Origin of the sequence: Rhodobacter sp. 24-YEA-8 (assembly GCF_900105075.1) — a bacterium.
Taxonomy (GTDB): domain Bacteria; phylum Pseudomonadota; class Alphaproteobacteria; order Rhodobacterales; family Rhodobacteraceae; genus Pseudogemmobacter.
The window spans coordinates 706,400-728,751 of the sequence record NZ_FNSK01000001.1; the positions used below are offsets into that span (position 1 = coordinate 706,400).

Below are 22,352 nucleotides of genomic sequence, written 5' to 3' on the forward strand. Positions count from 1 at the left end.
GCAAAAGGGCGACCCGATCGGGTCGCCCTTTTGCATTATGGCGGGCGGGAAGGGGGCTCTGCCCCCGTCTGCGCCTGTGGCGCAGACTCCCCCGGGATATTTTGAGACAGATGAAAGGGGCGGGTTGCGCCTCAGATCCCGGGTCAGACCAGGCGGCCGCTGTCTTTCGCGGCGCGGACGAAGTCGGCAAAGAGCGGGTGCGGCGAGAAGGGTTTCGACTTCAGTTCCGGGTGGAACTGGACCCCGATGAACCAGGGATGGTCTTTGATCTCGACGATTTCCGGGAGTTTGCCATCGGGCGACATGCCCGAGAAGGTCAGGCCGCAGGCTTCAAGCTGCTCACGGTACTGAATGTCGACCTCGTAGCGGTGGCGGTGGCGTTCCTCGATCACGGTGCCGCCATAGACTTCGGCGACGCGCGAGCCTTCTTTCAGCTGCGCGGTATAGGCGCCCAGACGCATGGTGCCGCCTTTGTCGTCGGAGGCTTTGCGGCGGACCTTGTGATTGCCCTGCACCCATTCTTTCAGGTGATAGACCACGGGGACGAAGCGATTCCCGCCCGCCTCATGGTCAAACTCTTCCGAGCCGGCGCCTTCGATTCCGGCAAGGTGGCGCGCGGATTCGATCACCGCCATCTGCATGCCAAGGCAGATGCCGAGATAGGGCACGCCCTTTTCGCGGGCGAATTGCGCGGCGCGGATCTTGCCTTCGGTGCCGCGTTCGCCAAAGCCGCCGGGGACGAGGATGGCGTCATAGCCATCGAGCCAGGCAGCAGGGTCTTCTTTCTCGAACAGGGTCGAGTCGATCCATTCCGCGCGCACCCGCACCCGGTTTGCCATGCCGCCATGGGTCAGCGCCTCGGCAATCGATTTATAGGCATCTTCGAGCTGGGTATATTTGCCGACCACCGCGACGCGGACCTCGCCCTCGGCATGGTCAAGCCGGTCCATCACATCTTCCCACCGCTCCAGATTGGGGCGGGGGGCGGGCGAGATATCAAAACAATCCAGCACCGCCTGATCGAGGCCGGCGCGGTGATAGGCCAGCGGCGCCTCATAGATCGATTTCAGGTCATAGGCCGGGACCACATGTTCCTGGCGCACATTGCAAAAGAGAGCGATTTTTTCACGCTCGCGGTCCGGGATCGGATGTTCCGAGCGGCAGACGAGCACATCTGGCGCGAGGCCGATCGATTGCAGTTCCTTGACGGAATGCTGGGTCGGTTTGGTCTTCAGCTCGCCCGATGCCGCCAGATAGGGCAGGAGGGTGAGGTGCATCAGGATACATTCGCCGCGCGGGCGTTCATGGATGAACTGGCGGATGGCCTCGAAGAAGGGGAGGCCTTCTATATCGCCCACGGTGCCGCCGATCTCGCAGAGCATGAAATCGACCTCATCCTCGCCGACGCGCAGGAAGTCTTTGATCTCATTGGTCACATGCGGGATCACCTGGATCGTCTTGCCAAGGTAATCGCCGCGCCGTTCCTTTTCGAGCACGTTGGAATAGATCCGTCCCGAAGAGATCGAATCCGTCATCCGGGCCGATACGCCGGTGAAACGTTCATAATGGCCGAGGTCGAGATCGGTCTCGGCGCCGTCATCGGTCACAAAGACTTCGCCATGTTCAAAGGGCGACATCGTGCCGGGATCGACATTCAGATAGGGGTCAAGCTTTCTGAGCCGCACCGTATAGCCCCGGGCCTGCAACAGCGCGCCCAGAGCCGCAGACGCGAGACCTTTCCCGAGTGACGATACCACGCCACCGGTGATGAAGACATAACGCGCCATTGGGGACTCCCGTAGTTCTGGAAACAGGCGATTCGGACAGGTGGAATCGCATCACCACGGGAGTCGGCAAATAGCCTGATGCGCGTAAGAACGCAACCGCCTGCCGCAAGATCATGTTTGCGGCAGGCGAAACCCGTCAATGGATTGTAGATCAGTTGGCCGGTTGGGCCGGTGTGGTTTCCGGGGCCGCTTCGGGCGCGGTTTCAGCCGGTGCGGTTTCCGCAGGGGCAGACGCGGCAGGTGCAGGATCGGCAGGGGGTGCGGCGGGGTCCACAGCGGCAGGCGGTGCTGCCGGATCGGTGCTGCCCGAGGCCGGAGGCGGCATCATGCCCGAGATGTCCGGGCTGTTGCTGTTCGTCTGCGCGGCCGGGGGCATCAGCCCGTCAATCACCGAGCCGGTGCTTGCTCCGCGCGTGGCCAGAACGGTCAGCGCCAGCGAGGTCACGATGAAGGCGCCTGCAAGGATCCAGGTCACGCGTGTCAGGCCATTGGGCTTGGCGCGCGCCTGCATATTGCCGCCGCCGGACAGCAGGGCGGAGCCTTCGCTCTTCTGGACCAGCACCACTCCGATCAGCAGCAAGGCAAGGATCAGGTGGATCGTAAGGACAAAGGTTTCCATCGGGCAGAGGCTCCATCAGCGGATGCGGCTATCTATTCACAAGATCGCGCCTGCGCAAGGGCAAGGCGGTCTTACCGGTGCCAAAGGCTTCAGGAACGGGTGGTGCGGGCCGTGGTGCCGGCCAGGGCGGGGCGGAGCCGCCAGGCGTGAGGCAGGGGTGAGGGGCGCGCAGCCGGACCCGCGCCCGCGTCGTCATATCCCGTGTTAATATCCGGAGCGCTTCGCGTACGGCCTTTGCTGTGAAAACGGGCTGCGTGCTGTCGCTTTCAGCATGGCAGCGATCGGCGGGGCAGGGTAGCCAGGATCTATGACCCAGGCCATTTCCCCTTCCCGTCCGACTGGCGCCCGTGCCGCCTCAGCCGGTGCCCGTGCCACCGACCGCATCCTGCCGGGCATCATTCTGATGCTGGCCTTTTGTACCCTGGCGCCGCTGCTGGATGTGTCGTCGAAGCTTGCAGCCGAGGCGGGCGTGCCGGTCGGCTGGATCACCGCGGCGCGGTTCATCGTCCAGGGGCTGATGATGGCGCCGATCATCCTCGCGATGGGGATCTCGCCTGCGCTGAACCTGCGCGCGCTTGGCCTTGTGTTCCTGCGCGCCTTCCTCCTGGTCTTTTCGACCTTTTCCTTTGTCTCGGGTCTGACGGTGATGCCGATCGCCGATGCCCTTGCCGTCGCCTTTCTCGAACCCTTTATCCTGCTGCTCCTCGGCAGCTGGATCTTTGGCGACGAAGTCGGACCGCGCCGGATCGCAGCCTGTATCGTCGGCTTTGCGGGGTCGCTTCTGATCATCCAGCCCTCGATCACCGTTTTCGGGCTGATGGCGCTCTGGCCGCTCGGGACGGCTTTTGGTTTCGCGCTTTATATGCTGGTCACGCGCGGTATGTCGTCTTTCATGCATCCGGTTGCGATGCAGTTCCACACCAGCTGGGCGGGGGTGGTGCTTTGTCTGCCGGTTCTGGCGGTGCTGTGGAACGGCCCCCTGCCGCAATTCGCCTTTGTCATGCCCGAGGGGATTACATGGCTCTGGCTGGTCGGCGTCGGCTTCTGGGCCTGCATCAGCCATATGTGCATGACCATGGCGCTGAGCTATGCGCCTTCGGCCACGCTGGGGCCGCTGCATTACTTCGAAATCGTGATCGCGGTGATTCTGGGTTATCTCGTTTTCAACGATCTGCCGAATGGCCTGAGTTTCGCCGGCATAGCCATCATCATCGCCTCGGGCCTCTATCTGGTGCATCGTGAGCGGGTGGCGATCCGCGAGCGGGCGCGTCAGACCGCCGCCGCCGGGCAAAGTGCCCGGATTACCTGACGCAGCCGGCGGCGCGGCAGAATTGCGATCATGCCCGGCTGATCGGGCCTGAGCACCACATCCGCAACTGAAGCGCGGTTCGAGGTGGCGATAAAGCCGTCGGGCTGAAAGACATGGCCATCCAGCGGCCATTCCAGCCCCTCGCTTGTGCCCGTCACGCGCGCGAAGGGATACAGGGACACCCTGTCCCCGGCCTTCAGCCGCAGCCTTGTCTCGCCCGGGGGCAGCGCAAAGGCCACATCCTGCGGGCCAAGCACCAGGCAGGGCCGTTCGGGATGGCGCACGAGGCTGTTCAAGACGGCAAGCCCGTGATCCATCCTGGCCCCGGTAAAGCCCAGCCCTAGGATGAAGGGCGCCGCAATCCGCCGCAGCGCCTTGTCAAAATCGGTACTGTCCTGTTCCGCAATCCGGTGCAGCCGGTCGGAAGGGATCTGCGCCAGTGCTGTGGGCGAAATCGAATCAAGATCGCCGATCACCGCCTCGGGGGCGATTCCCGCCGCAATCAGCCGGTCGGCGCCGCCATCTGCCGCAATTGCGACCGGTGCGAGCCGCAGCGCCAGCGCCAGATCGCGAGCAGGCACCGGGCCACCGCCCACAAGCGTAATCCCAGCGGAGAAGTGAAGGTTCGGGCATTGATCAAGTGGCAATTTCATGCGGATACTGTTCGAATTAAGGCAAAACCCGGGGCGGGGGAACACAATCAATCCTTCAAATTACCCCGGTCTGTCCATGGATTCGAACAGAGCGTCAGCAATGTTTCCGTGATGGAAAGTATGAGGTCCGCGTCGATGAATGATGCCAGCAAGATCCTGACTGTCTCTTATGGGACCTTTAGCTGCACGCTCGAAGGCTTTGATGAGCCCTTTACCACGATGCGGGCGATTGCCGAATATTTCCGCGATCTCGCCGCCGAGGACCGCTATTTCGGCGCGGAACCGCCGCAGCCCGATGCGGCCATGTTGCACCGGATTGCCGAACGCGAGATCCAGCGCCGGGTAGAGGCGAAGATTACCGACAACAGAGTGGTGCTGCGTGCCGGCGACCAGCAAGACGGCGTTCCCGCCGCGGATGCGCCTGCGCCGCTGACGGTTGCGCCTGTTGCCGCTGTGGCGCCGGCATCGGTTGCCCAGGAAGAAAGGAACCTCCCGGCTGCGGTGCTTAAGCCGGTGGCGGAGGAGGTTATTGAAAGGGCTGCAGAAGCGGCTCCGGCAGAGGCATCCGCGCCCGCCACGGCTGGCGATCGCAAGGCTGCGCGCGACTCTGTTATGCGCGCCACGCCTGAGAACCCCGCACTGACGGCAGAAGATCCGGCACAGGCTGCACCACCCCAGGCGGCGATAGCGCGGCGCGACGATCCGGTGGGCACCGCTGCTCCCGCGCTTCGTGATACGGTCCCGGAAGGGGTGGCCGCAAAACTCGCCCGTCTGCGCCGCGCCATCGAGCCGGCCTCGCGCGTTGAAGAAGCGGCGGCGGCACCACTGGCAGCTGCGGCGGCGGCATTTGCCGATATCGCGGAAGATGCTGATCTCGCAGAGCCGGAACGGGTTGCGTCCGACCTGGGGGAAACTGCCGCATTTGTGCCGGAAATGGGTAAGCCGGAATTTGGCACAGATGAGGATTTCGAGCCTGAACTGGGCGATATCTCAGACGATGCCACTCTCGCGGCGGTCGATGACGATCTGCGCGCGGCCTTTACCGAGGTAAGCGAAGCGGCCGAAACTCCGGCGGCGCCGGAAGAGGGCGAGGCGGCGCTGGCCGAAATCGAGCTCTCCGAAATCGGGCTGGCCAAAATCGTGCAGGAAGCTTCCTCCGAAACGCCCGCCGGGATCGAAGAGATTGCGGCGACGCCCGTTGCGCTGGACATCCCGGCTGAGGCCCTGAACGAAAGCCCTGATGACTATCTTGCGCAGGCTCCCTTGGCGTCCCAACCACGTGCGGAGGGCACCAGTGCTGCCGCTTTGGCCGAGCTGCGGGAACTGGCGGCGGAACTCACCAGCGCGCCTGGCACAGGGCAAAGTGAGGCTGCTCACACTGCCTCCATTGTGGCGGAAGAGGCCGTTGCGCATACCGCAACTGCGGCTGAGGTCGACATCGGCAGCCTGATTGCCAGCCTCTCGCGTGAAGCATCGCCCGAAGAGGCCGCCTCGGCCGCTGCGGCAGCGACGCAGGCAGAAGCCGATGCGGAAGAGGCCGCGCAGAAGGCGAAGGCGAAAGCCGCGAGGATCCCGGGCGACGCCTTTGCTGATGACCCTGAATATGACGAAAGCGAAGCGGCCTGGGCGGCCGCACTGGAAGAGACCCCGCCGGAAGCTGGTGCGGCGATTGCTGCGGGCACGGCGGAGGATCTTTCATCCGAGGACGCGGTTGCCGGGCTGGATCAGGAACTGCGCGCCGAACTGGAACAAATCGAAAGCGAGCTTGGCGCGCCGCGTGGCGAAGTCGTGGCCGACAGCGGTTTTGAAAGCGATCTCGCAGCAGCGCTGATGGCGGATGCACCGGTGGCGGCGCGTGATCTTGCGGATAAATCGGAGGAGGCAAAAACCCCTGGTGACGCTGATGCCGCGCGGAGCGCTGCGGCGGAAAGCCGGGTCGGGACCGTGGCCGATGATCTGCAGGCGCAGTCCGCTGGCGACGTTGCCCTGGACACAGAGGGTGCAGGCATCGAATCGTATCAAACGGTGGCGCCGGATGCCTCTGCTGTGCCCACAGGCCTGGATATGGAAGCCCGCCCCGGCGCCGGTCTGCCCGCAGATGACGCCGCAGGCCCCGCGCCGGAGGCGCCGCCGCTTGAACCGGCCGCCGCTGCCCGGCTGGAGCGCGCCCGCGCCAGGGTGATCCGGATCCGCCGCGTCGATGCAGTTGTGACCAGCCCCGAGGCCGCTGCGCCCGGCACCGAAGCCGCTGCCCCGGCAGAGGTGACCAGTCCGGTTGAAGCCCCGGCTCCGGCCCCGGAAGCCGTTTCCACGCGGTCGGATGACGATCTCGCCCGGCTGATGAAACAGGCCGATGACGAAATGGCCGGGCCGGAAAACAAGCGCCGCATCGCCTCGATCCAGCATCTGAAGGCGGCTGTGGCGGCTGCCATCGCGGATCGCCGCGCCGGCGTGACGCCGGCAGATCCCGGCCAGCGCGAAGGCGCCTACCGCGATGACCTCGCGCAGTCGGTGACCCAGTCGATCACCCCGTCCATGCCGCATGCGCCGCGCCCCGTGCGTCCGGTCCGGCCGGTGCGCCCGATGCGTGAGGGTGGCGAGACTGCCCCGGCCACGGGCACGCTCAAAGCTGCGGGAATGGCACAGGAGTCCGGGGCTGTGGCGCAGTCGCACCCTCAGACGCCGCCCGGCGCCGCGCGCCCGGCGCCGCTGGTACTGGTCTCGGAGCAGCGGATTGATCAGTCGAAGCGCAGCGATCTGCGCGATACCGGCCCGCGTCCGCATCTGGTGCATGGCTCTGCCGCAGTGGCAACGCCGCTTGGCAGTTTTGAGGCCGAGCCGGAAGAGGCGGCAACCGCGCCCGGCGCGACGCAGGAAATCCGGGAGTTTGTCAGCTCTTCCGATGCCGATGCCGCAGATCTGACCCTGGATGATCTGGCCGCAGAAGATGGTGCGGAGGAAGACGAGATCGCGGATGACGGCAATATCTTCGCAACCAACGGGGCATTCGCGGCCTTTACCGAAGAGGTGGGCGCCCGCAGCCTGCCCGATCTGATGGAGGCCGCCGCTGCCTGGGCCGCCTGTGTCGACAAGCGCGAGTATTTCACCCGTCCCTATCTTATGAGCCGTGTCATTGCGGGCGAGCTGGGGGAGATCTTCACCCGCGAGGAAGGTTTGCGCGCCTTTGGGACCCTCCTGCGCGAGGGGCGTCTGGTGAAGATGCACCGTGGTCAATTTGCCATCGCTGAAACCTCGGCGATCCTCGCCGAAGCGCGCCGCAGTCTCGGTTGACCGGATCCCGGCCTGAAGCCGGGGCCGGTCCTGTGGCCATTGAAATCTGATGAAAGGCCGGTGCCGCTGGGTGCCGGCCTTTGTCTTTGTGGCCGCCCTTCGGCACGGCTTTCCCGACAATCCCAGAATTCCGCGACCGGTCCCGCCCGGATTTTCCGCAATCAGAGCGGGAATGGGTTTTCTTCTCCTGGGAATTAATTTCCTGAGATTAAAATTAAGCTTCCCGAATCAGACCTGAGGCCGCATCGTCCGGCTGGTATTTCGCAGCCTTGGCCTGGCGCCCCGAGCGCCTGGCTGGTTCGGGCGTCGGGCAGTCTTGGGTGTCGGGGAGGTCCAGGGTCGTGATTTCGGCGAATTCCTCTGCTCCGGTCTTTGGGCCGGTGGCTGCCCATTCAGCCTTTTTCAATAGCGTGCAGCGGCCTTTTGCGCCGCAGGTCCTTCGGTCCGGAATTGCGCCGGACAGCACGCGACACTTCCGGCGGCACCGGACAGATCCGGGCCGGAAAAAAGGTGGCCCCTGAGCGCCACTTTCCAAAAGGGCACCGCAAAATAAAAGCCGCGGGCCCATCAACTCTGACCAACAGGAGGGGGATTTGAGCATGAATGATGCGGGAACGGGGCGTGAGGAGAACACGCTTCATCGGGTGATTGGCTGGCCTGCGGCCTTTTGGGTGGCGGCCGGCGTCCCTGCGCTGGTCTTGTTTTCCATTGGCGGGATTGCTGCGACCGTCGGTACGCCGAGCTGGGTGATCTGGATCATCTCGGTCGCCTTTGGCTTTATCCAGGCGCATACCTATGCCGAGATCGCGGGTCTTTTCCCGTCGAAAAGCGGCGGCGCCTCGGTTTACGGGGCTTCGGCCTGGGTGCGTTATTCCAAGGTGATCGCGCCCTTGTCAGTCTGGTGCAACTGGCTTGCCTGGACGCCGGTGCTGGCGATCGGGTCGGGTCTGGCGGCGGGCTATATGCTGAACGCCTTCGCCCCGGCCGATTCGGCGCTGCTGTCCTGGCAGATCACGCTGGCGGATCTGGGCTTTCTGAAAGAGGGGATCACACTGAGGATCAACGCCACCTTCTTCATCGGGGCGGCGGTGTTGCTGGCGGTGTTTGCGATCCAGCATCGCGGTATCCTTTCAACCGCGCGGATCCAGACAATTTTCGGCATTGCAGTGATCGTGCCATTGCTGGTGGTGGGTCTCGTGCCGCTGCTCTCGGGCAATGTCCATTCCGAGAACCTCTTCCCGCTGGTGCCGATGGCGACCGACGAGGCCGGGAATGTTGTCGACGGGATCTGGGACCGCCATGGCATCACGCTGTTCCTCGGTGGCCTCTTTATCGCGGCCTGGTCGACCTATGCGTTCGAAACATCGATCTGCTACACGTCCGAGTTCCGTCGTCCGGAGCATGATACCGTGCGGGCCATCCTTTTTTCTGGCCTGCTTTGCGTGGTGATCTTCACGCTCGTGCCGCTGGCCTTCCAGGGCTATCTGGGCGTTGATGGTATCCTGCAGCCGGGCATCGTTGATGGCACGGCAGTCGCCGGTGTGATGGGCGAGATGGTCGGAGGCGGCGCATTCATCACCAAGCTGATGGTGGTTTTGCTGATCCTTGCGACCATGCTGGCGATCATGACTTCGATGGCGGGCTCGTCGCGGACGCTCTATCAGGGCTCGGTTGATGGCTGGCTGCCGAAATACCTGTCCCGCGTCAATGAACACGGGGCACCGGTCACCGCCATGTGGACGGATCTCGCCTTTAACCTGATCCTGCTGATGATGTCGGATTACCTGTTTGTGCTGGCGGTTTCCAACTGCTGCTACCTGATCTTCAACTTCCTCAACCTCAATTCCGGCTGGATCCACCGCATCGACAATGCGGATGTGCCGCGCCCCTGGCGCTGCCCGACGATCCTGATGGCGGCAGGTGTGGCGCTCAGCTTCGTCAATATGGTGCTGCTTGGCGCCGGGGCGAACGTCTGGGGGGCAGGGACGCTGATGTCGGGCATCGTGGCGGCGGCTTTGATCATCCCGGTCTTTGCCTGGCGCCATTATGTCACCGACAAGGGTAGGTTCCCCGACCGGATGCTTGAAGATCTTGGCGTCTCGTCGCGCGATCTGCTGGTGAAGAAGGCCGGGATCCTGCCCTATCTGGTGCTGGCTGCCGGTATCGCGGTGGCGGCGGCCTCGAACATGTATTTCACCCTCTGATCTGCGATCAGATATGAAGAAGGCGCGCAGGGGATATCCCTTGCGCGCCTTTTTTCATGAGCTGAGGCTCGGATCAGAACGCATCCATCAGAAGGAAGGTCCCCTCCTGCCGGCGCAGCGCGTCAATTTGCGGCACCAGGCGGCGGAAATGCTCGGTCTCGCAATGCAGATCCAGGGCGGCACGATCCGGCCAGGTCTCGACAAAGATGAAATGACCGGGATCTTTCTGATTGGTGAACAGATCATAGCTGATGCACAGGGCTTCGGCCTGGCTCAGCCGCACCAGTTCCTCATAAAGCGGACGCACTTCGGCAAGCGCCTCCGGGCGGATGAAATCCTGCGCGATGACTTTCAGCATGTCAGGGCCCCTTTGGCGCCCCGGGGTCGGGCTGGCCGATCCCGAGGAAAATCCTGCGCAAAGGCAGCGCCCAGGCAAGGCCGAGGCCGATGAAGATCATCGCTTCCAGGAACAGGGGCATCCGCTCGCCAGGCTCTGACCACCAGGCATCATTCGCCAGCCCGATCAGCACCAGCGTGACAAAGCAATAGACCGGCACCCCGATCACGAGGATCAGGAGCGCCAGATTTTTGCGTTTGCGGTAGCTGAGCGCCATCAGCTCAGTCCGCGAAAGGGTCGGTGACGAGGATGGTGTCGTCGCGTTCCGGGCTGGTCGACAGCAGGGCGACCGGGCATTGGATCAGCTCTTCAATGCGGCGGACATATTTCACCGCAGCCCCGGGAAGGTCATTCCAGGACCTGGCACCTTGCGTCGATTCGCTCCAGCCTTCCATCTCTTCATAGATCGGCTTCACCCGGGCCTGAAGGTTCGCAGCCGTCGGCAGATAGTCGTAACGTTCGCCATCAAGGTCATAGCCGACGCAGATTTTCAGCGTTTTGAACCCGTCAAGCACATCGAGCTTGGTGAGCGCGATGCCCGATACGCCCGAGGTCGCGCAGGTCTGGCGCACCAGCGTCGCATCGAACCAGCCACAGCGGCGTTTCCTGCCGGTGACGGTGCCGAATTCATGGCCGCGCTGGCCCAGACGCTCGCCGTCTTCATCGAACAGTTCGGTCGGGAAGGGGCCTTCGCCGACGCGGGTGGTATAGGCCTTGACGATCCCCAGCACGAAATCAATCGAGGTCGGCCCGAGGCCCACACCGGTCGCGGCCATGCCCGCAAGGGTGTTCGACGAGGTCACATAGGGATAGGTTCCGAAATCGACATCCAGCAGCGAGCCCTGCGCGCCTTCAAACAGGATGCGCTTGCCGGCGCGGCGCGCCTCGGTCAGATGCTTCCAGACCGGTTTCGCATAGGGCAGGATCTTGCCCGCAACCTCTTGCAGCGCGGCTTTGAGGGCGCTCACATCAACCGGCTCCAGCCCGAGGCCGTTGCGCAGGGCGTTGTGATGGGTCAGCAGCCGGTCGATACGGGTATCCAGCGTTGCCTCATCGGCCAGATCCGCCACGCGGATCGAGCGGCGACCGACCTTATCCTCATAGGCCGGCCCGATGCCACGCCCGGTGGTGCCGATCTTGCCAACCGAATTCTGCGCCTCGCGGGCGCGGTCCAATTCGCCATGGATCGACAGGATCAGCGGCGTGTTTTCCGCGATGATCAGGTTGTCAGGGTTGATCTCAACCCCCTGCGCCGAGAGCTTTTCGATCTCGGCCAGCAGCGCCCAGGGGTCAAGCACCACACCATTGCCGATCACCGACAGCTTGCCGCCCCGCACGATGCCCGAGGGCAACAGCGAAAGCTTATAGACATTGCCGTCGATCACCAGCGTATGGCCGGCATTATGGCCGCCCTGGAACCGGGCAACGATATCGGCCCGCTCCGAGAGCCAGTCGACGATCTTGCCTTTACCCTCGTCACCCCATTGGGCGCCTACGACAACCACATTGGCCATTGAGCAGCCTGCCTTTGCGAAAGAAAAAATGCGGCTGAGCTATAGCGGCTGTGTCGTCCGGGGGAAACAGGAAAAACCGGTGACACGCCAAACCTGCCTGCGTCCGCACAAACCCATGCAGCTCAATGAAAGCCGCTCGCAGGATTGCTTCTGTCGTTTTAGCGCTTACCTGTAAAGCCGCGCCCGGTCATTCTGGCGCGAGAAAACAAGCCAGGATTCGCGCGAATGTTCCTTTCGGTCTTTGATATGTTCAAAGTGGGGATCGGCCCCTCGTCGAGCCATACGATGGGCCCGATGGTGGCGGGGGCCCGCTTTCTGGACCGGCTGCGCAATTCGCCATTCCAGGTGAAAGGGGTGCGGGCGGTGCTGCATGGCTCGCTGGCCTTTACCGGGGTAGGCCATGCGACCGATCGCGCGACCGTGCTGGGCCTCGCAGGATTCGTGCCGGAAAGCTATGATAACGACAAGGCCGAGGCGGCACTGGCCGCGATCCGCGCGACGAAGACGGTGACGCCGCCGGGTCTTCCGCCACTGGCCTTTGATCCGACCACCGATCTCAGCTTTGATTTCGGCCCGTCTTTGCCGGGTCACGCCAATGGCATGGTGCTGAAAGCGACCGATGCCGAAGGTGATGTGATATTCGAAGAGATCTATTACTCGATCGGTGGCGGTTTCGTCCTTACCGCCGAAGAGCTTGCAGATCAGGCCGGGGGTGGTGCCCGGGCCAAGGCAGATGTGCCCTGGCCCTTTGAATCCGCGGCTGAAATGCTTGAGATGTCGAAGAAATCCGGCCTTACGGTCGCGGCGATGAAACGGCAGAACGAGCTGAAATATCGTTCGGCCCCGGATCTGGATCGCGGCATGGCGCGGATCTGGGAGGTGATGAACAACTGCATCGACCGCGGCATCGAGGTCGATGGTATCCTGCCCGGCGGGCTGAAGGTGCGCAGGCGGGCAAAAGGCATTTATGACGCGCTCCAGACCGAGCGCGGACTGAACCTTGTGGCGCCGCATACGATCAATGACTGGATGTCGCTTTACGCGATGGCGGTGAATGAGGAAAACGCCGCAGGAGGGCAGGTGGTGACCGCGCCCACGAATGGCGCCGCCGGCGTGGTGCCGGCAGTGATCCGTTACTGGCTTGACCATGTACCGGGGGCCTCCGCGTCGAAAGTGGGCGATTTCCTGCTGACCGCGGCCGCCATCGGGGGGCTGTGCAAACATAATGCCTCGATCTCGGGCGCGGAATGCGGCTGCCAGGCCGAGGTGGGCTCTGCCGCCGCCATGGCCGCAGCCGGGCTTTGCGCTGTGATGGGGGGGACACCGGAACAGGTGGAAAACGCAGCCGAAATCGCGCTCGAACACCATCTCGGCATGACCTGCGACCCGGTCAAAGGCCTCGTCCAGGTCCCCTGTATCGAGCGCAACGGCCTCGGCGCGATCAAGGCGGTTTCGGCCGCTTCCCTCTCCCTGCGCGGGGACGGCCAGCACCTCGTCAGCCTCGACGCCTGTATCGAGACCATGCGTCAGACCGGACATGACATGCATGAGAAATACAAGGAAACCTCGCTGGGAGGCCTTGCGGTCAACGTGCCCAATTGCTGAGCGCCGTGCCACTTGCCGGCTCCGGAAGCCTCCGGCGGGGATATTTAAGAGACAGATGAAAGGTGCAGCTTCTTTCATCTGTCCTTAAATATCCCGGGGGTGAGGCTCCTCAGGAGCCGAGGGGGCAGGGCCCCCTTTCTCTGCGGCCAAAAGCCTTTTGCCCTCCGGCTGCGATTGAGGTAAGCCCGGGCCCAGGCCGCGCGCCGCTGTCACAGCCCGGAGACCCCCCATGCCTGCCGATCTGAACCCCATCGACAAAGCCAAATTCGTTGCCGCCAAACGGGCGGTGGAATTCGTCGAGGACGGGATGAAACTCGGGCTCGGTACCGGATCGACCGCGGCCTGGATGGTGCGCTGTCTGGCAGAGCGCGTGCGCGAAGAGGGGCTGCGGGTCACCTCGGTTGCGACCTCCAGCCGCACGGCTGAGCTTGCCACCAGCCTCGGGCTGAGTGTTCGCAGCCTTGATGAGGTGCGCTGGCTCGATCTGACGATTGACGGCGCCGACGAATTCGACCCCGATCTCAACCTGATCAAGGGTGGCGGCGCCGCGCTTTTGCAGGAGAAGATCGTCGCCACAGCCTCGGATCAGATGATTGTCATCGCCGATGCCGCGAAAGAGGTCGCGCGGCTTGGCGCTTTCCCGCTGCCGGTCGAGGTGATTCCCTTTGGCTGGCAGACCACCAGGGCGCTGATCGAGGAAACCCTTGTCGCGATGGATGTGATGACGCGCGATGTGAGCCTGCGGATGACCGGCGAGCGGGCTCTTGTCACCGATGAGGCCAACCATATTCTCGACCTGCATCTGGGCCGGATCGGCAATCCGCGCCAGCTGGCGCTGGTGCTCAACCAGATCCCCGGTGTGGTGGAAAACGGTCTTTTCATCGATATCTGCGATATCGTGGTGATCGGGGCGCCGGATGGCAAAGTCTCGGTGCGCGACATCAATACGGGCTCGGTCACCGATGATCAGATCGTATTCGCACCCACCGACAATATTTTTGCGGATCTCGACTGATGGCTTTTGACTGCGATCTCTTTGTTATCGGCGGCGGCTCGGGCGGCGTGCGCGCCGCACGGATGGCTGCGGCCACCGGCGCAAGCGTTCAGCTGGCCGAGGAAAGCCGGATGGGGGGCACCTGCGTCATCCGGGGCTGTGTGCCGAAAAAGCTGATGGTTTTCGCCTCGTCTTTCCGCGAATTGCCCTCGCAGGCCCGCGCCTATGGCTGGGATATTCCGGAGGGCCATTTCGACTGGCAGGCCTTCCGCACCCGCCTTCATACCGAACTTGACCGGCTGGAAGGCGTCTATCGCCGGTTGCTGGATGGGTCTGGCGTCACCATCCATGACAGCCGCGCGAAGCTGGTTGACCCGCATGAGGTCGAGCTGGCCGACGGGCGCCGGATTTCGGCGAAACATATCCTGATCGCCACCGGCGGGCGCCCCGAGCGCCCCGATCTGCCCGGTGCGGGAATGGGGATCGTCTCGGATGATGTGTTCAATTTTGAAAAGCTGCCCGAGCGGCTGCTGATCGTCGGTGGCGGTTTCATCGCCTGCGAGATGGCCTGTATCCTTCAGGGTCTCGGTGTCCGGGTCACGCAATTCTACCGCGGCGCCCAGATCCTGCGCGGCTTTGACGAAGAGGCGCGGGGCCTTGTGGCCGAGGCGATGCGCGCCTCGGGCATCAACCTGCGCGTCGGCACCAATATCGCGGCGATGGGGCCGAAGGGCGTGTTCGAAGATGGGTTCGACGCACCGGTCTCGGAGCTGCAACTCGAAACGCGCCGGGGGGTTGCAACGGCCGGGCCCTGTGCGGTCCGTTCGACCACGGGCGAATTGTGCGAGGTTGACCATGTGCTCTTCGCGACCGGACGGCGGCCGAACAGTGATGGCCTCGGACTGGAAGAGCTGGGCATCGGTATCGGGCGGCGCGGGCAGATCGAGGTGAATGAATACAGCCAGACCGCCGTGCCTTCGGTCTATGCCATTGGTGATGTCACCGACCGCGTGAACCTGACCCCGGTCGCGATCCGCGAAGGCATGGCCTTTGTTGATACCGTGTTCCATGGCCGGCCCACGCCGGTCGATCACGACCTGATCCCGATGGCGGTCTTTACCCAGCCGGAGCTCGGCTCGGTCGGGCTGACCGAAGAGGCGGCGCGCGATCTGGGCCCGATCGAGGTCTATGCGACCAGCTTCCGCCCGATGCGCACCGCCTTTGCCGGCTCGGATGCGCGGGTTCTGATGAAGCTGATCGTCTGCGCCGACACGCGCCGCGTGCTGGGCTGCCATATCGTCGCGCCCGAGGCGGGCGAGATGATCCAGCTTGCTGCCATCGCGGTAAAGATGGGCGCGACCAAGGAAGATTTCGACCGCACCTGTGCGGTGCATCCCACCATGGCCGAGGAACTGGTGACGATGCGCAACCCTGTGCGCCGGTAACAATTGCGAAAATCCTGACTTTCCCGCGAGATCGGACCGCAGCGACCCTGCTGTGGCTTGAATTCCGGGGCGGGATGCACAATTGAGATCATGATATTGTGAAGGAAAAGGACGTATCGATGGCAGGAGGTCCCTGGGGCGGAGGCGGCGGCGATGATGGTCGCGGCGGGAACCGTGGTTCTGACGACGACGGGCGCCGCGGCCCGAACGGGGGTCCGAATGGGGGCCAGAACGGCGGCCCCAATGGTGGCCGGCGTCCGGAAGGCGGGGTGCCGGAAGTCGATGATCTTCTGCGCAAGGGGCAGGAGCAGCTGCGTGTCCTGATGGGCGGGCGCGGCGGCCAGCGTGGTAATGGCGGCGGCCCCCGTGGTCCGCAGGGACCGGGCCTTGGCCCGATCTTTACCAAACAGGGGCTTGTCTTTGGCGCCCTCGCGGCGGCGGCGGCCTGGGCCTTCATGTCCTTCTATACGGTGCGCCCGGAAGAACGCTCGGTCGAGCTGTTCCTCGGTGAGGCGTCGGGCATCGGCAATCCCGGTCTGAACTTTGCGGCCTGGCCGGTTGTGACCTATGAAAAGGTCCAGGTGACGGGCGAGCGCACCACCGATATCGGTGCTGCCGACGGCAATGCCGGCGAGCTGATGCTGACCCGCGACCAGAATGTCGTCGATATCGGCTTCCAGGTCGTGTGGAACATCACCGATCCGCAGGCCTATCTCTTCAGCCTGGCTGATCCCGAGGAAACCATCCGCGCTGTGTCGGAATCCGCGATGCGCGACATCATTGCGCGTTCGGAACTGTCGCCGATCCTCAACCGCGACCGGGGTGCGATTGCCTCCGATCTGCGGGTGGCGGTGCAATCCACGCTCGACACCTATAATGCCGGGATCCAGGTCATCCGTGTCAACCTTCGTCGTGCGCAGCCGCCGGCGGATGTGGCGGATGCGTTCCGCGCGGTGCAATCGGCCCAGGCCGAACGCTCGCGGCTGGAGAACGAGGCTGACGGCTACGCCAACCGCGTGACCGCCGGCGCAAGGGGTGAGGCCGCGCGCCTGACCGAAGAGGCCGAAGCCTACCGCGCCAATGCGGTGAACTCGGCCGAAGGTGAGGCCGCGCGCTTCGTCTCGGTTTATACCGAATATGTCAAAGCGCCGGAAATCACCCGCCGCCGTCTTTATCTCGAGACGATGGAGCGTGTTTACGCGGGCATGAACAAGGTGATCCTTGACGGGGTTGCCGGTGGGGCGAATGGTCAGGGCGTGTTGCCTTTCCTGCCGCTTAATGAACTTGGACGCGGGTCTTCCGCAACAGCCGCCGCACCTGCGGCAGCAGGGGGGGCTAACTGATGCGCTCTGTCATCATTGTTCCCGTGATCGTCGCCCTTGTCGCAACCGCGCTGTCTTCGGTTTTCATCGTTGATGAACGCAAAAAGGCGCTGGTGCTGCAATTCGGTCAGGTCAAGCAGATCAAGGAAGATGCGGGTCTGGGCTTCAAGATGCCCTTCATTCAGGAAGTGGTCTATTACGAGGACCGTATTCTGGGCCTGAAAACCGCGCCGATCGAGGTCACGCTGCTGTCGGATCGCCGGCTGGTGGTGGATGCTTTCGCGCGCTGGCGGATCAGCGATCTCCAGGCATTCCGCCAGGCGGTCGGGGCCGGAGCTGAAGACCGCGCCCAGGCGCTGCTGAACAACATCCTGCAACAGGCGATTCCCGAGGTGCTGGGTAATACCACCCAGGACCGCGTGCTCAGCCAGGACCGTAACGCGCTGATGAACGAGATCCTGACCATCGCGCGGCGCGAAGCGCAGTCGATGGGCGTTCAGGTGATCGACGTGCGGCTGACCCGCACCGACCTGCCGGATGCCAACCTCAAGGCCACCTTCGACCGGATGCGCTCGGAACGTGACCGTGAGGCAGCAGACGAGATCGCACGGGGCGGCGAAGCCGCGCAGCGTGTTCGCGCTGCGGCTGACCGGACCGTGGTCGAGGAAACCTCCTTCGCCCGTCGCAGCGCCGAGGTGATCCGCGGCGAGGCCGATGCAGAGCGCAACGCGATCCTTGCCGATGCCTATGGCGCGGATCCGGAATTCTTTGCCTTCATCCGCTCGCTCACGGCTTATGAGCAGGCGCTGAAGGGGCAGAATTCCTCGATCGTGATGGAGCCGGACAGCGATTTCTTCGCCTATCTGCGTTCGCCGGGAAGCACGGCCTATACGCCGGTCGAGACGCCGGAAAACCTGCCCGCCCCGCCGGTCGCGCCAGAGGCCGTCCCGGCACCGCAACCGGTCCCGGCTCCGGTCGAGTGAGGCAGACCCCGCGCAAATGCGCGTCAATTACAGAAGGGCTGGCTTTTGCCGGCCCTTTTGATTTTCGCAGACGGGGATCGCGGGCGGGTACAGTCCCGGCTTGTGAACCAAGAGCTCTGCAGTCTTTCGTGATAATCTGAGCGAGATGCGGGCAGGGCGATTTTCCCGCCCGCAGGCAGGGTTGCCCCTGAAGGAACGAACGCTTGCGTCAGGGTTCGGTTACGCGCCGATCCGGCCTGTTCACGCGGCTTTGACAGGGCGCGACAGGGTTTGCATTGCGCGCCGCTTTGGCTCAGAGTTTCTTATGCACTTATCCGGACCGGCCTCAGGCGACTCCAACCCGCGACGATCCGGCTGCACGTCCAAAGGAGACCAGATTTGTCCCGCCCCCACACCGTTTCCCTGCGGCCCGCCCGCTCGTCCATCCGGTCCTCCGTCCTGACCGGATTGCGCAACAGCACGATGCTGGCACTCGTGCTCAGCGCCGGGCTTGCCTTTACTGCGCCGGCCCCGGTGCTGGCCTTCGGCGCCCCTGATACTTTCGCCGATCTTGCCGAAAAGATCAGCCCTGCAGTGGTCAATATCACGACCTCTTCCGTGGTCTCGCGCCCCTCGGATGGCGGCCCGGTTGTGCCCGAAGGCAGCCCGCTTGAAGATTTCTTCAAGGATTTCGGGGGCAGGGGCAATTCCGGCCCGCAACGCTCAGAAGCGCTCGGATCGGGTTTCGTGGTCTCGGAAGATGGCTATATCGTCACCAATGATCACGTCATCAAAGGCGCGGACGAGATCACCATCGAATTTTTCGGCGGCGAGAAACTGCCGGCGAAACTGATCGGCACCGACCCGCAGACCGATATCGCGCTGTTGAAGGTCGAGGCTGATAAGCCGCTGGCCTTTGTGTCCTTCGGCAATTCCGATCTGGCGCGGGTGGGCGACTGGGTGGTCGCGATGGGCAACCCGCTTGGCCAGGGTTTCTCGGTCTCGGCCGGGATTGTCTCTGCCAGAAACCGTGAGCTTTCGGGTACTTATGACGACTATCTGCAAACCGATGCTGCGATCAACCGCGGCAATTCGGGCGGGCCTTTGTTCAATCTGGACGGCCAGGTGATCGGGGTGAATACCGCGATCCTGTCGCCGACCGGTGGCTCGATCGGGATCGGGTTCTCGATGGCCTCGAATGTGGTGACCAAGGTTGTCGATCAGCTGAAACAATATGGCGAGACGCGGCGCGGCTGGCTCGGGGTCCGCATTCAGGACGTCACCCCGGATATTGCCGAGGCGATGGGGCTGGCCAATGCCACCGGCGCACTGGTGACGGATGTTCCGGAGGGCCCGGCCAGAGAGGCGGGCATGATCGCCGGCGATGTGATCCGGCTTTTCAACGGTCAGGATGTGAAAAGCGCCGGCGATCTGACGCGCCGCGTCGCCGATGCGCCGGTGGGCGAGGCGGTTCCGGTCGTGGTCATACGCGATGGCGGTTCCGTGACGCTGAACGTGACGCTGGGGCGGCGCGAAGAGGCGGAGCCGAAGACCTATCCGGCCTCGGCCGACCCGCAGGAGGTGCCGCAGGGGCAGCTTGAGATCCTTGGGATGCAGCTGGAACTGGTGACAGACGGTCTGCGCGATCAGCTTGGCCTGCCGGGCTCGGCCGAAGGGCTGGTGGTTGCCGGCATCGACCAGACCTCGGAAGCCTGGACCAAGGGGTTGCGTGAGGGCGATGTGATCACCGAGGTTGGCCAGCAGAAGATCGCGCGGGTGCAGGATATGAAGGACCGGATCGAGGAAGCGAAAAAGGCGGGCCGCAAATCGGTGCTGCTGCGCTTCAGCCGCGGTGGCGATCAGCGCTTTGTGGCGCTGCTGGTGAAGTGAGCCGGTCCCAGAACCAGGCCTGACATCGGGGCGGTGGGGGAAACCTCGCCGCCATTTTTGTTCGTACGGGGCGTAGGATTTCGGGGGGAGCTGCGCAAAGCGGTCAGAAATCCCCGACCACAAGTCCCAGCTCGCGCGCGGCCGCGAGCGAAAGGTGATCCGAATCGAGCCCCCGGCTTTGCTGCCAGCTTCGCAGCGCCTTGCGGGTCGGCGCGTCTGTCACTCCGGTCAGCGGCAGTAGATATAGGCCGCGCGCCTTCAGCGCACGTTGCAGGGTGGCGATGAATTCGGGCGTCATAACCTCGGGGCAGGGCACGCGGAACCAGACGGTGCTGCGATCCGAGACAATGCGCTGCCGGGCCTCAGACGCAAAGCGTGCCGGAGTGAGGAGCGTACCGGCCTCATCCCGGGTCTCGGGTGAGATCAGCACCTGTTCCGTGACCGTCTCGATGACGGCCGGGCGGATGTCGGATTGCCAGCAGGCGCCCTTCGGCCCCTTGGGCGGACCGGGTTTTCCCTTCAGATCCACCAGCTCGGCCGAGAAATCAGCGCGGGTCGGGCCTTTAGGAATGCCCGCGCCGGTGCAGGCGGCGAGGATCAGCACGAAAGGGATAAAGCAGGCGAGATGCCGCTTGCGATATGCGTTTGTCCTGTCACGGGCGAACCCCTGATGCGGCGCAGCGAGGCAGGGCAGGTCAGAGGGGGTCATCGGCTTCTGCTCTTGTTTTCCGGTCACCGGCAGGCCCGATCGGTTCCTGGGGGTCTTTTCTGGTCCGGCGCTGCTGCGGGCACCCGCTCAGGCTGTAAGGCTATCCGCATCGGGAGAGGGTGGCAACAAGCGGCAGGCGCCGGACAAGGAAAAGACATGGTCATTCTGCATGTGGCGATCCTGCAGGGCGTCGCAGGCAGGGAGCCCCCCATTTGTCGCAATTCGCCTGTGTGGTGACTGCTCTGGCACAGCGGCACGGGATGACATATGTCATGGGCAAGACAGGGAATTCAGCGCCGGGCCCGGCTTACGGGCCCCAGAAAACAGACGGAAACCGGGGACGGCAATGGCGAAGATCACCTATATAGAATTTGGCGGCAAACAGCATGAGGTCGAGGTCGCCTCTGGTCTGACGGTCATGGAAGGGGCCCGCGACAACGGTATTCCCGGCATCGAGGCCGATTGCGGTGGCGCATGCGCCTGCTCGACCTGCCATGTCTATGTCGATCCTGCCTGGGTGGATAAGATCCCGGCCAAGGATGCGATGGAGGAGGATATGCTGGATTTCGCCTGGAATCCGGATCCGCTGCGGTCGCGCCTGACCTGCCAGCTGAAGGTTACGCCGGCAATGGATGGGCTGATCGTGCATATGCCCGAGAAGCAGATCTGAGCGTCGGCCAGCGGTTGATCCGGGCGGGCTGAGATTTTTCAGAAAAAATCTCAGAAAATTTCTTAAAAGAAATTTGACCGGAATTCATTGAATTCCGGCGCCGCTCGCTTTTTTTGCACCTCAGGAGGTCAGTCGCGCGGCCTTTCTGCGCACCAGGACGCTGCGCAGGTCATGCATTGCAAGCAGCAGGGCATCGGTGACCTCGTCAAGCTGCGCATCACTGGCCTTTGACTGCACCCATTGCGAGGTCATGTTCAGATGATCCACCGTGCGCAGGATGTCATCCGTCTCGCGGCCGTCGAGCAGCGCGCGGCGCTTTTCAAGCCAGGTGCGGATCGCCTCAAGATCCGCCTCTGACAGTTCGCGATCGCCATGCGGCCGGATGGTGCCGTTCTTCACATTGACGCTGGCGATCTCGTCCAGCTCGATGCGGCGCTGGCGGTTTTCCGTATCCACCCGGCAGACCGTGGCCCCGTTTTCCCGGATACGAAAGTAATAGGGGGGCAAGCTGTCGGACATGTCGGGACTATTCCAAGCGCTATGGGCAAAAATCGTCAATCCGGCTGATTTAAGCGCAAATTCCCGCGAAAACCAACCCCCGCTGACGCCCGCCCATCTCAGTCACGATTGTCGATCACCCGCAGCAAAGATCCCTCCGGATCAATCAGCGCGAACATTCGCGGCGCACCATCCGGGCGGAAAAACCCGGTGAGGCGCGGGATCCCCTCGGCGGGGAGGCCGAGCTTTTGCCATTCCCCAAGCAAAGCATCCGGGTCATCCAGCCGGATACAGGCCGAGAAACTGCTCTGTGCCGGATCAAAATCGGGCCAGGTGAAAAACTCCAGCTCCAGCGCGCCGCGTCCGAGGATCATCCAGCCCTCGCTGAAATAGCGCGTGGCAAAGCCGAGCCGGGCATAGAATTCTGCCGTCGCCCGCATGTCGCGCGACGGCAGATTGGCAGTGATCCGGTCATGCGACATG

The 22,352-nt window shown here is 63.6% G+C and carries 19 protein-coding genes; 10 read left to right on the forward strand and 9 right to left on the reverse strand.

The window, feature by feature from the left end:
* Positions 1 to 143 precede the first annotated feature (143 nt).
* Positions 144 to 1,787 carry a CTP synthase gene (locus BLW25_RS03450; RefSeq protein ID WP_092896377.1) on the reverse strand — a complete coding sequence of 548 codons (1,644 nt, stop codon included), beginning with the start codon at positions 1,785 to 1,787 and terminating at the stop codon, positions 144 to 146.
* A gap of 151 nt (positions 1,788 to 1,938) precedes the next feature.
* Complete coding sequence (gene secG, locus BLW25_RS03455) at positions 1,939 to 2,406, reverse strand: preprotein translocase subunit SecG (RefSeq protein WP_092896379.1); 468 nt, start codon at positions 2,404 to 2,406, stop codon at positions 1,939 to 1,941.
* A gap of 307 nt (positions 2,407 to 2,713) precedes the next feature.
* Here secG and BLW25_RS03460 point away from each other — a divergent pair, with 307 nt between their 5' ends.
* Positions 2,714 to 3,715 carry a DMT family transporter gene (locus BLW25_RS03460; RefSeq protein WP_290438660.1) on the forward strand — a complete coding sequence of 334 codons (1,002 nt, stop codon included), beginning with the start codon at positions 2,714 to 2,716 and terminating at the stop codon, positions 3,713 to 3,715.
* On the opposite strand, the gene BLW25_RS03465 is transcribed toward BLW25_RS03460, so the two are convergent.
* Positions 3,676 to 4,368, reverse strand: coding sequence for a thiamine diphosphokinase (locus BLW25_RS03465; RefSeq protein WP_092896381.1), 693 nt, complete (start codon positions 4,366 to 4,368; stop codon positions 3,676 to 3,678). The two genes, BLW25_RS03460 and BLW25_RS03465, sit on opposite strands and share 40 nt — an antisense overlap.
* Positions 4,369 to 4,503: 135 nt before the next feature.
* Between BLW25_RS03465 and BLW25_RS23870 the strand changes: the two genes are divergently transcribed.
* Together BLW25_RS23870 and BLW25_RS03480 are read left to right on the forward strand one after the other, a co-directional pair.
* On the forward strand, positions 4,504 to 7,659 hold the full coding sequence (locus tag BLW25_RS23870) for a hypothetical protein (RefSeq protein ID WP_143040432.1): 3,156 nt from the start codon (positions 4,504 to 4,506) through the stop codon (positions 7,657 to 7,659).
* A gap of 599 nt (positions 7,660 to 8,258) precedes the next feature.
* A complete protein-coding gene (locus tag BLW25_RS03480) occupies positions 8,259 to 9,863 on the forward strand; it encodes a trimethylamine N-oxide permease (RefSeq protein ID WP_092896385.1) in 1,605 nt (534 codons plus the stop codon).
* 73 nt (positions 9,864 to 9,936) lie between these two features.
* On the opposite strand, the gene BLW25_RS03485 is transcribed toward BLW25_RS03480, so the two are convergent.
* The 3 genes from BLW25_RS03485 to BLW25_RS03495 are packed head-to-tail and all read right to left on the reverse strand — an operon-like array spanning position 9,937 to position 11,774.
* Positions 9,937 to 10,221, reverse strand: coding sequence for a putative quinol monooxygenase (locus BLW25_RS03485; RefSeq protein ID WP_092896387.1), 285 nt, complete (start codon positions 10,219 to 10,221; stop codon positions 9,937 to 9,939).
* Position 10,222: 1 nt separating this feature from the next.
* Complete coding sequence (locus tag BLW25_RS03490; protein ID WP_092896389.1) at positions 10,223 to 10,477, reverse strand: DUF2842 domain-containing protein; 255 nt, start codon at positions 10,475 to 10,477, stop codon at positions 10,223 to 10,225.
* A 4-nt stretch (positions 10,478 to 10,481) separates the two neighbouring features.
* The gene (locus tag BLW25_RS03495; protein WP_092896391.1) at positions 10,482 to 11,774 is read right to left on the reverse strand and encodes an adenylosuccinate synthase; all 1,293 of its coding nucleotides are present in this window, start codon (positions 11,772 to 11,774) and stop codon (positions 10,482 to 10,484) included.
* A 225-nt stretch (positions 11,775 to 11,999) separates the two neighbouring features.
* Between BLW25_RS03495 and BLW25_RS03500 the strand changes: the two genes are divergently transcribed.
* From BLW25_RS03500 to BLW25_RS03525, 6 genes are all read left to right on the forward strand, one after another.
* Positions 12,000 to 13,379, forward strand: coding sequence for an L-serine ammonia-lyase (locus BLW25_RS03500; RefSeq protein WP_092896393.1), 1,380 nt, complete (start codon positions 12,000 to 12,002; stop codon positions 13,377 to 13,379).
* A 229-nt stretch (positions 13,380 to 13,608) separates the two neighbouring features.
* Positions 13,609 to 14,394 (forward strand): ribose-5-phosphate isomerase RpiA, encoded by a 786-nt coding sequence (gene rpiA / locus BLW25_RS03505; protein WP_092896395.1) that lies wholly within the window; start codon positions 13,609 to 13,611, stop codon positions 14,392 to 14,394.
* Positions 14,394 to 15,818 carry an FAD-dependent oxidoreductase gene (locus BLW25_RS03510; protein ID WP_171909463.1) on the forward strand — a complete coding sequence of 475 codons (1,425 nt, stop codon included), beginning with the start codon at positions 14,394 to 14,396 and terminating at the stop codon, positions 15,816 to 15,818. Before rpiA ends, BLW25_RS03510 begins: the two co-directional genes overlap by 1 nt.
* Positions 15,819 to 15,937: 119 nt before the next feature.
* On the forward strand, positions 15,938 to 17,161 hold the full coding sequence (hflK, locus tag BLW25_RS03515; RefSeq protein ID WP_092896399.1) for an FtsH protease activity modulator HflK: 1,224 nt from the start codon (positions 15,938 to 15,940) through the stop codon (positions 17,159 to 17,161).
* A complete protein-coding gene (gene hflC, locus BLW25_RS03520) occupies positions 17,161 to 18,123 on the forward strand; it encodes a protease modulator HflC (protein WP_394328421.1) in 963 nt (320 codons plus the stop codon). Before hflK ends, hflC begins: the two co-directional genes overlap by 1 nt.
* Before the next feature lie 462 nt (positions 18,124 to 18,585).
* The gene (locus tag BLW25_RS03525; protein WP_092896403.1) at positions 18,586 to 19,992 is read left to right on the forward strand and encodes a Do family serine endopeptidase; all 1,407 of its coding nucleotides are present in this window, start codon (positions 18,586 to 18,588) and stop codon (positions 19,990 to 19,992) included.
* 103 nt (positions 19,993 to 20,095) lie between these two features.
* On the opposite strand, the gene BLW25_RS03530 is transcribed toward BLW25_RS03525, so the two are convergent.
* The gene (locus tag BLW25_RS03530) at positions 20,096 to 20,701 is read right to left on the reverse strand and encodes a peptidoglycan-binding domain-containing protein (RefSeq protein WP_092901441.1); all 606 of its coding nucleotides are present in this window, start codon (positions 20,699 to 20,701) and stop codon (positions 20,096 to 20,098) included.
* 346 nt (positions 20,702 to 21,047) lie between these two features.
* Between BLW25_RS03530 and BLW25_RS03535 the strand changes: the two genes are divergently transcribed.
* Positions 21,048 to 21,371 carry a 2Fe-2S iron-sulfur cluster-binding protein gene (locus BLW25_RS03535; protein WP_092896405.1) on the forward strand — a complete coding sequence of 108 codons (324 nt, stop codon included), beginning with the start codon at positions 21,048 to 21,050 and terminating at the stop codon, positions 21,369 to 21,371.
* Positions 21,372 to 21,491: 120 nt separating this feature from the next.
* On the opposite strand, the gene BLW25_RS03540 is transcribed toward BLW25_RS03535, so the two are convergent.
* Both BLW25_RS03540 and BLW25_RS03545 read right to left on the reverse strand, forming a co-directional pair.
* Positions 21,492 to 21,890, reverse strand: coding sequence for a hypothetical protein (locus BLW25_RS03540; protein WP_092896407.1), 399 nt, complete (start codon positions 21,888 to 21,890; stop codon positions 21,492 to 21,494).
* A gap of 98 nt (positions 21,891 to 21,988) precedes the next feature.
* A complete protein-coding gene (locus BLW25_RS03545) occupies positions 21,989 to 22,351 on the reverse strand; it encodes a VOC family protein (protein WP_092896409.1) in 363 nt (120 codons plus the stop codon).
* Between the last annotated feature and the right edge of the window lies 1 nt (position 22,352).

What these genes read in the sequence shown, in the direction of transcription:
- BLW25_RS03450 (WP_092896377.1), bottom strand. Translation starts at nt 1,787, where the DNA reads ATGGCGCGTTATGTCTTCATCACCGGTGGCGTGGTATCGTCACTCGGG.
- secG (WP_092896379.1), bottom strand. Translation starts at nt 2,406, where the DNA reads ATGGAAACCTTTGTCCTTACGATCCACCTGATCCTTGCCTTGCTGCTG.
- BLW25_RS03460 (WP_290438660.1), top strand. Translation starts at nt 2,714, where the DNA reads ATGACCCAGGCCATTTCCCCTTCCCGTCCGACTGGCGCCCGTGCCGCC.
- BLW25_RS03465 (WP_092896381.1), bottom strand. Translation starts at nt 4,368, where the DNA reads ATGAAATTGCCACTTGATCAATGCCCGAACCTTCACTTCTCCGCTGGG.
- BLW25_RS23870 (WP_143040432.1), top strand. Translation starts at nt 4,504, where the DNA reads ATGAATGATGCCAGCAAGATCCTGACTGTCTCTTATGGGACCTTTAGC.
- BLW25_RS03480 (WP_092896385.1), top strand. Translation starts at nt 8,259, where the DNA reads ATGAATGATGCGGGAACGGGGCGTGAGGAGAACACGCTTCATCGGGTG.
- BLW25_RS03485 (WP_092896387.1), bottom strand. Translation starts at nt 10,221, where the DNA reads ATGCTGAAAGTCATCGCGCAGGATTTCATCCGCCCGGAGGCGCTTGCC.
- BLW25_RS03490 (WP_092896389.1), bottom strand. Translation starts at nt 10,477, where the DNA reads ATGGCGCTCAGCTACCGCAAACGCAAAAATCTGGCGCTCCTGATCCTC.
- BLW25_RS03495 (WP_092896391.1), bottom strand. Translation starts at nt 11,774, where the DNA reads ATGGCCAATGTGGTTGTCGTAGGCGCCCAATGGGGTGACGAGGGTAAA.
- BLW25_RS03500 (WP_092896393.1), top strand. Translation starts at nt 12,000, where the DNA reads ATGTTCCTTTCGGTCTTTGATATGTTCAAAGTGGGGATCGGCCCCTCG.
- rpiA (WP_092896395.1), top strand. Translation starts at nt 13,609, where the DNA reads ATGCCTGCCGATCTGAACCCCATCGACAAAGCCAAATTCGTTGCCGCC.
- BLW25_RS03510 (WP_171909463.1), top strand. Translation starts at nt 14,394, where the DNA reads ATGGCTTTTGACTGCGATCTCTTTGTTATCGGCGGCGGCTCGGGCGGC.
- hflK (WP_092896399.1), top strand. Translation starts at nt 15,938, where the DNA reads ATGGCAGGAGGTCCCTGGGGCGGAGGCGGCGGCGATGATGGTCGCGGC.
- hflC (WP_394328421.1), top strand. Translation starts at nt 17,161, where the DNA reads ATGCGCTCTGTCATCATTGTTCCCGTGATCGTCGCCCTTGTCGCAACC.
- BLW25_RS03525 (WP_092896403.1), top strand. Translation starts at nt 18,586, where the DNA reads ATGCTGGCACTCGTGCTCAGCGCCGGGCTTGCCTTTACTGCGCCGGCC.
- BLW25_RS03530 (WP_092901441.1), bottom strand. Translation starts at nt 20,701, where the DNA reads ATGACCCCCTCTGACCTGCCCTGCCTCGCTGCGCCGCATCAGGGGTTC.
- BLW25_RS03535 (WP_092896405.1), top strand. Translation starts at nt 21,048, where the DNA reads ATGGCGAAGATCACCTATATAGAATTTGGCGGCAAACAGCATGAGGTC.
- BLW25_RS03540 (WP_092896407.1), bottom strand. Translation starts at nt 21,890, where the DNA reads ATGTCCGACAGCTTGCCCCCCTATTACTTTCGTATCCGGGAAAACGGG.
- BLW25_RS03545 (WP_092896409.1), bottom strand. Translation starts at nt 22,351, where the DNA reads ATGTCGCATGACCGGATCACTGCCAATCTGCCGTCGCGCGACATGCGG.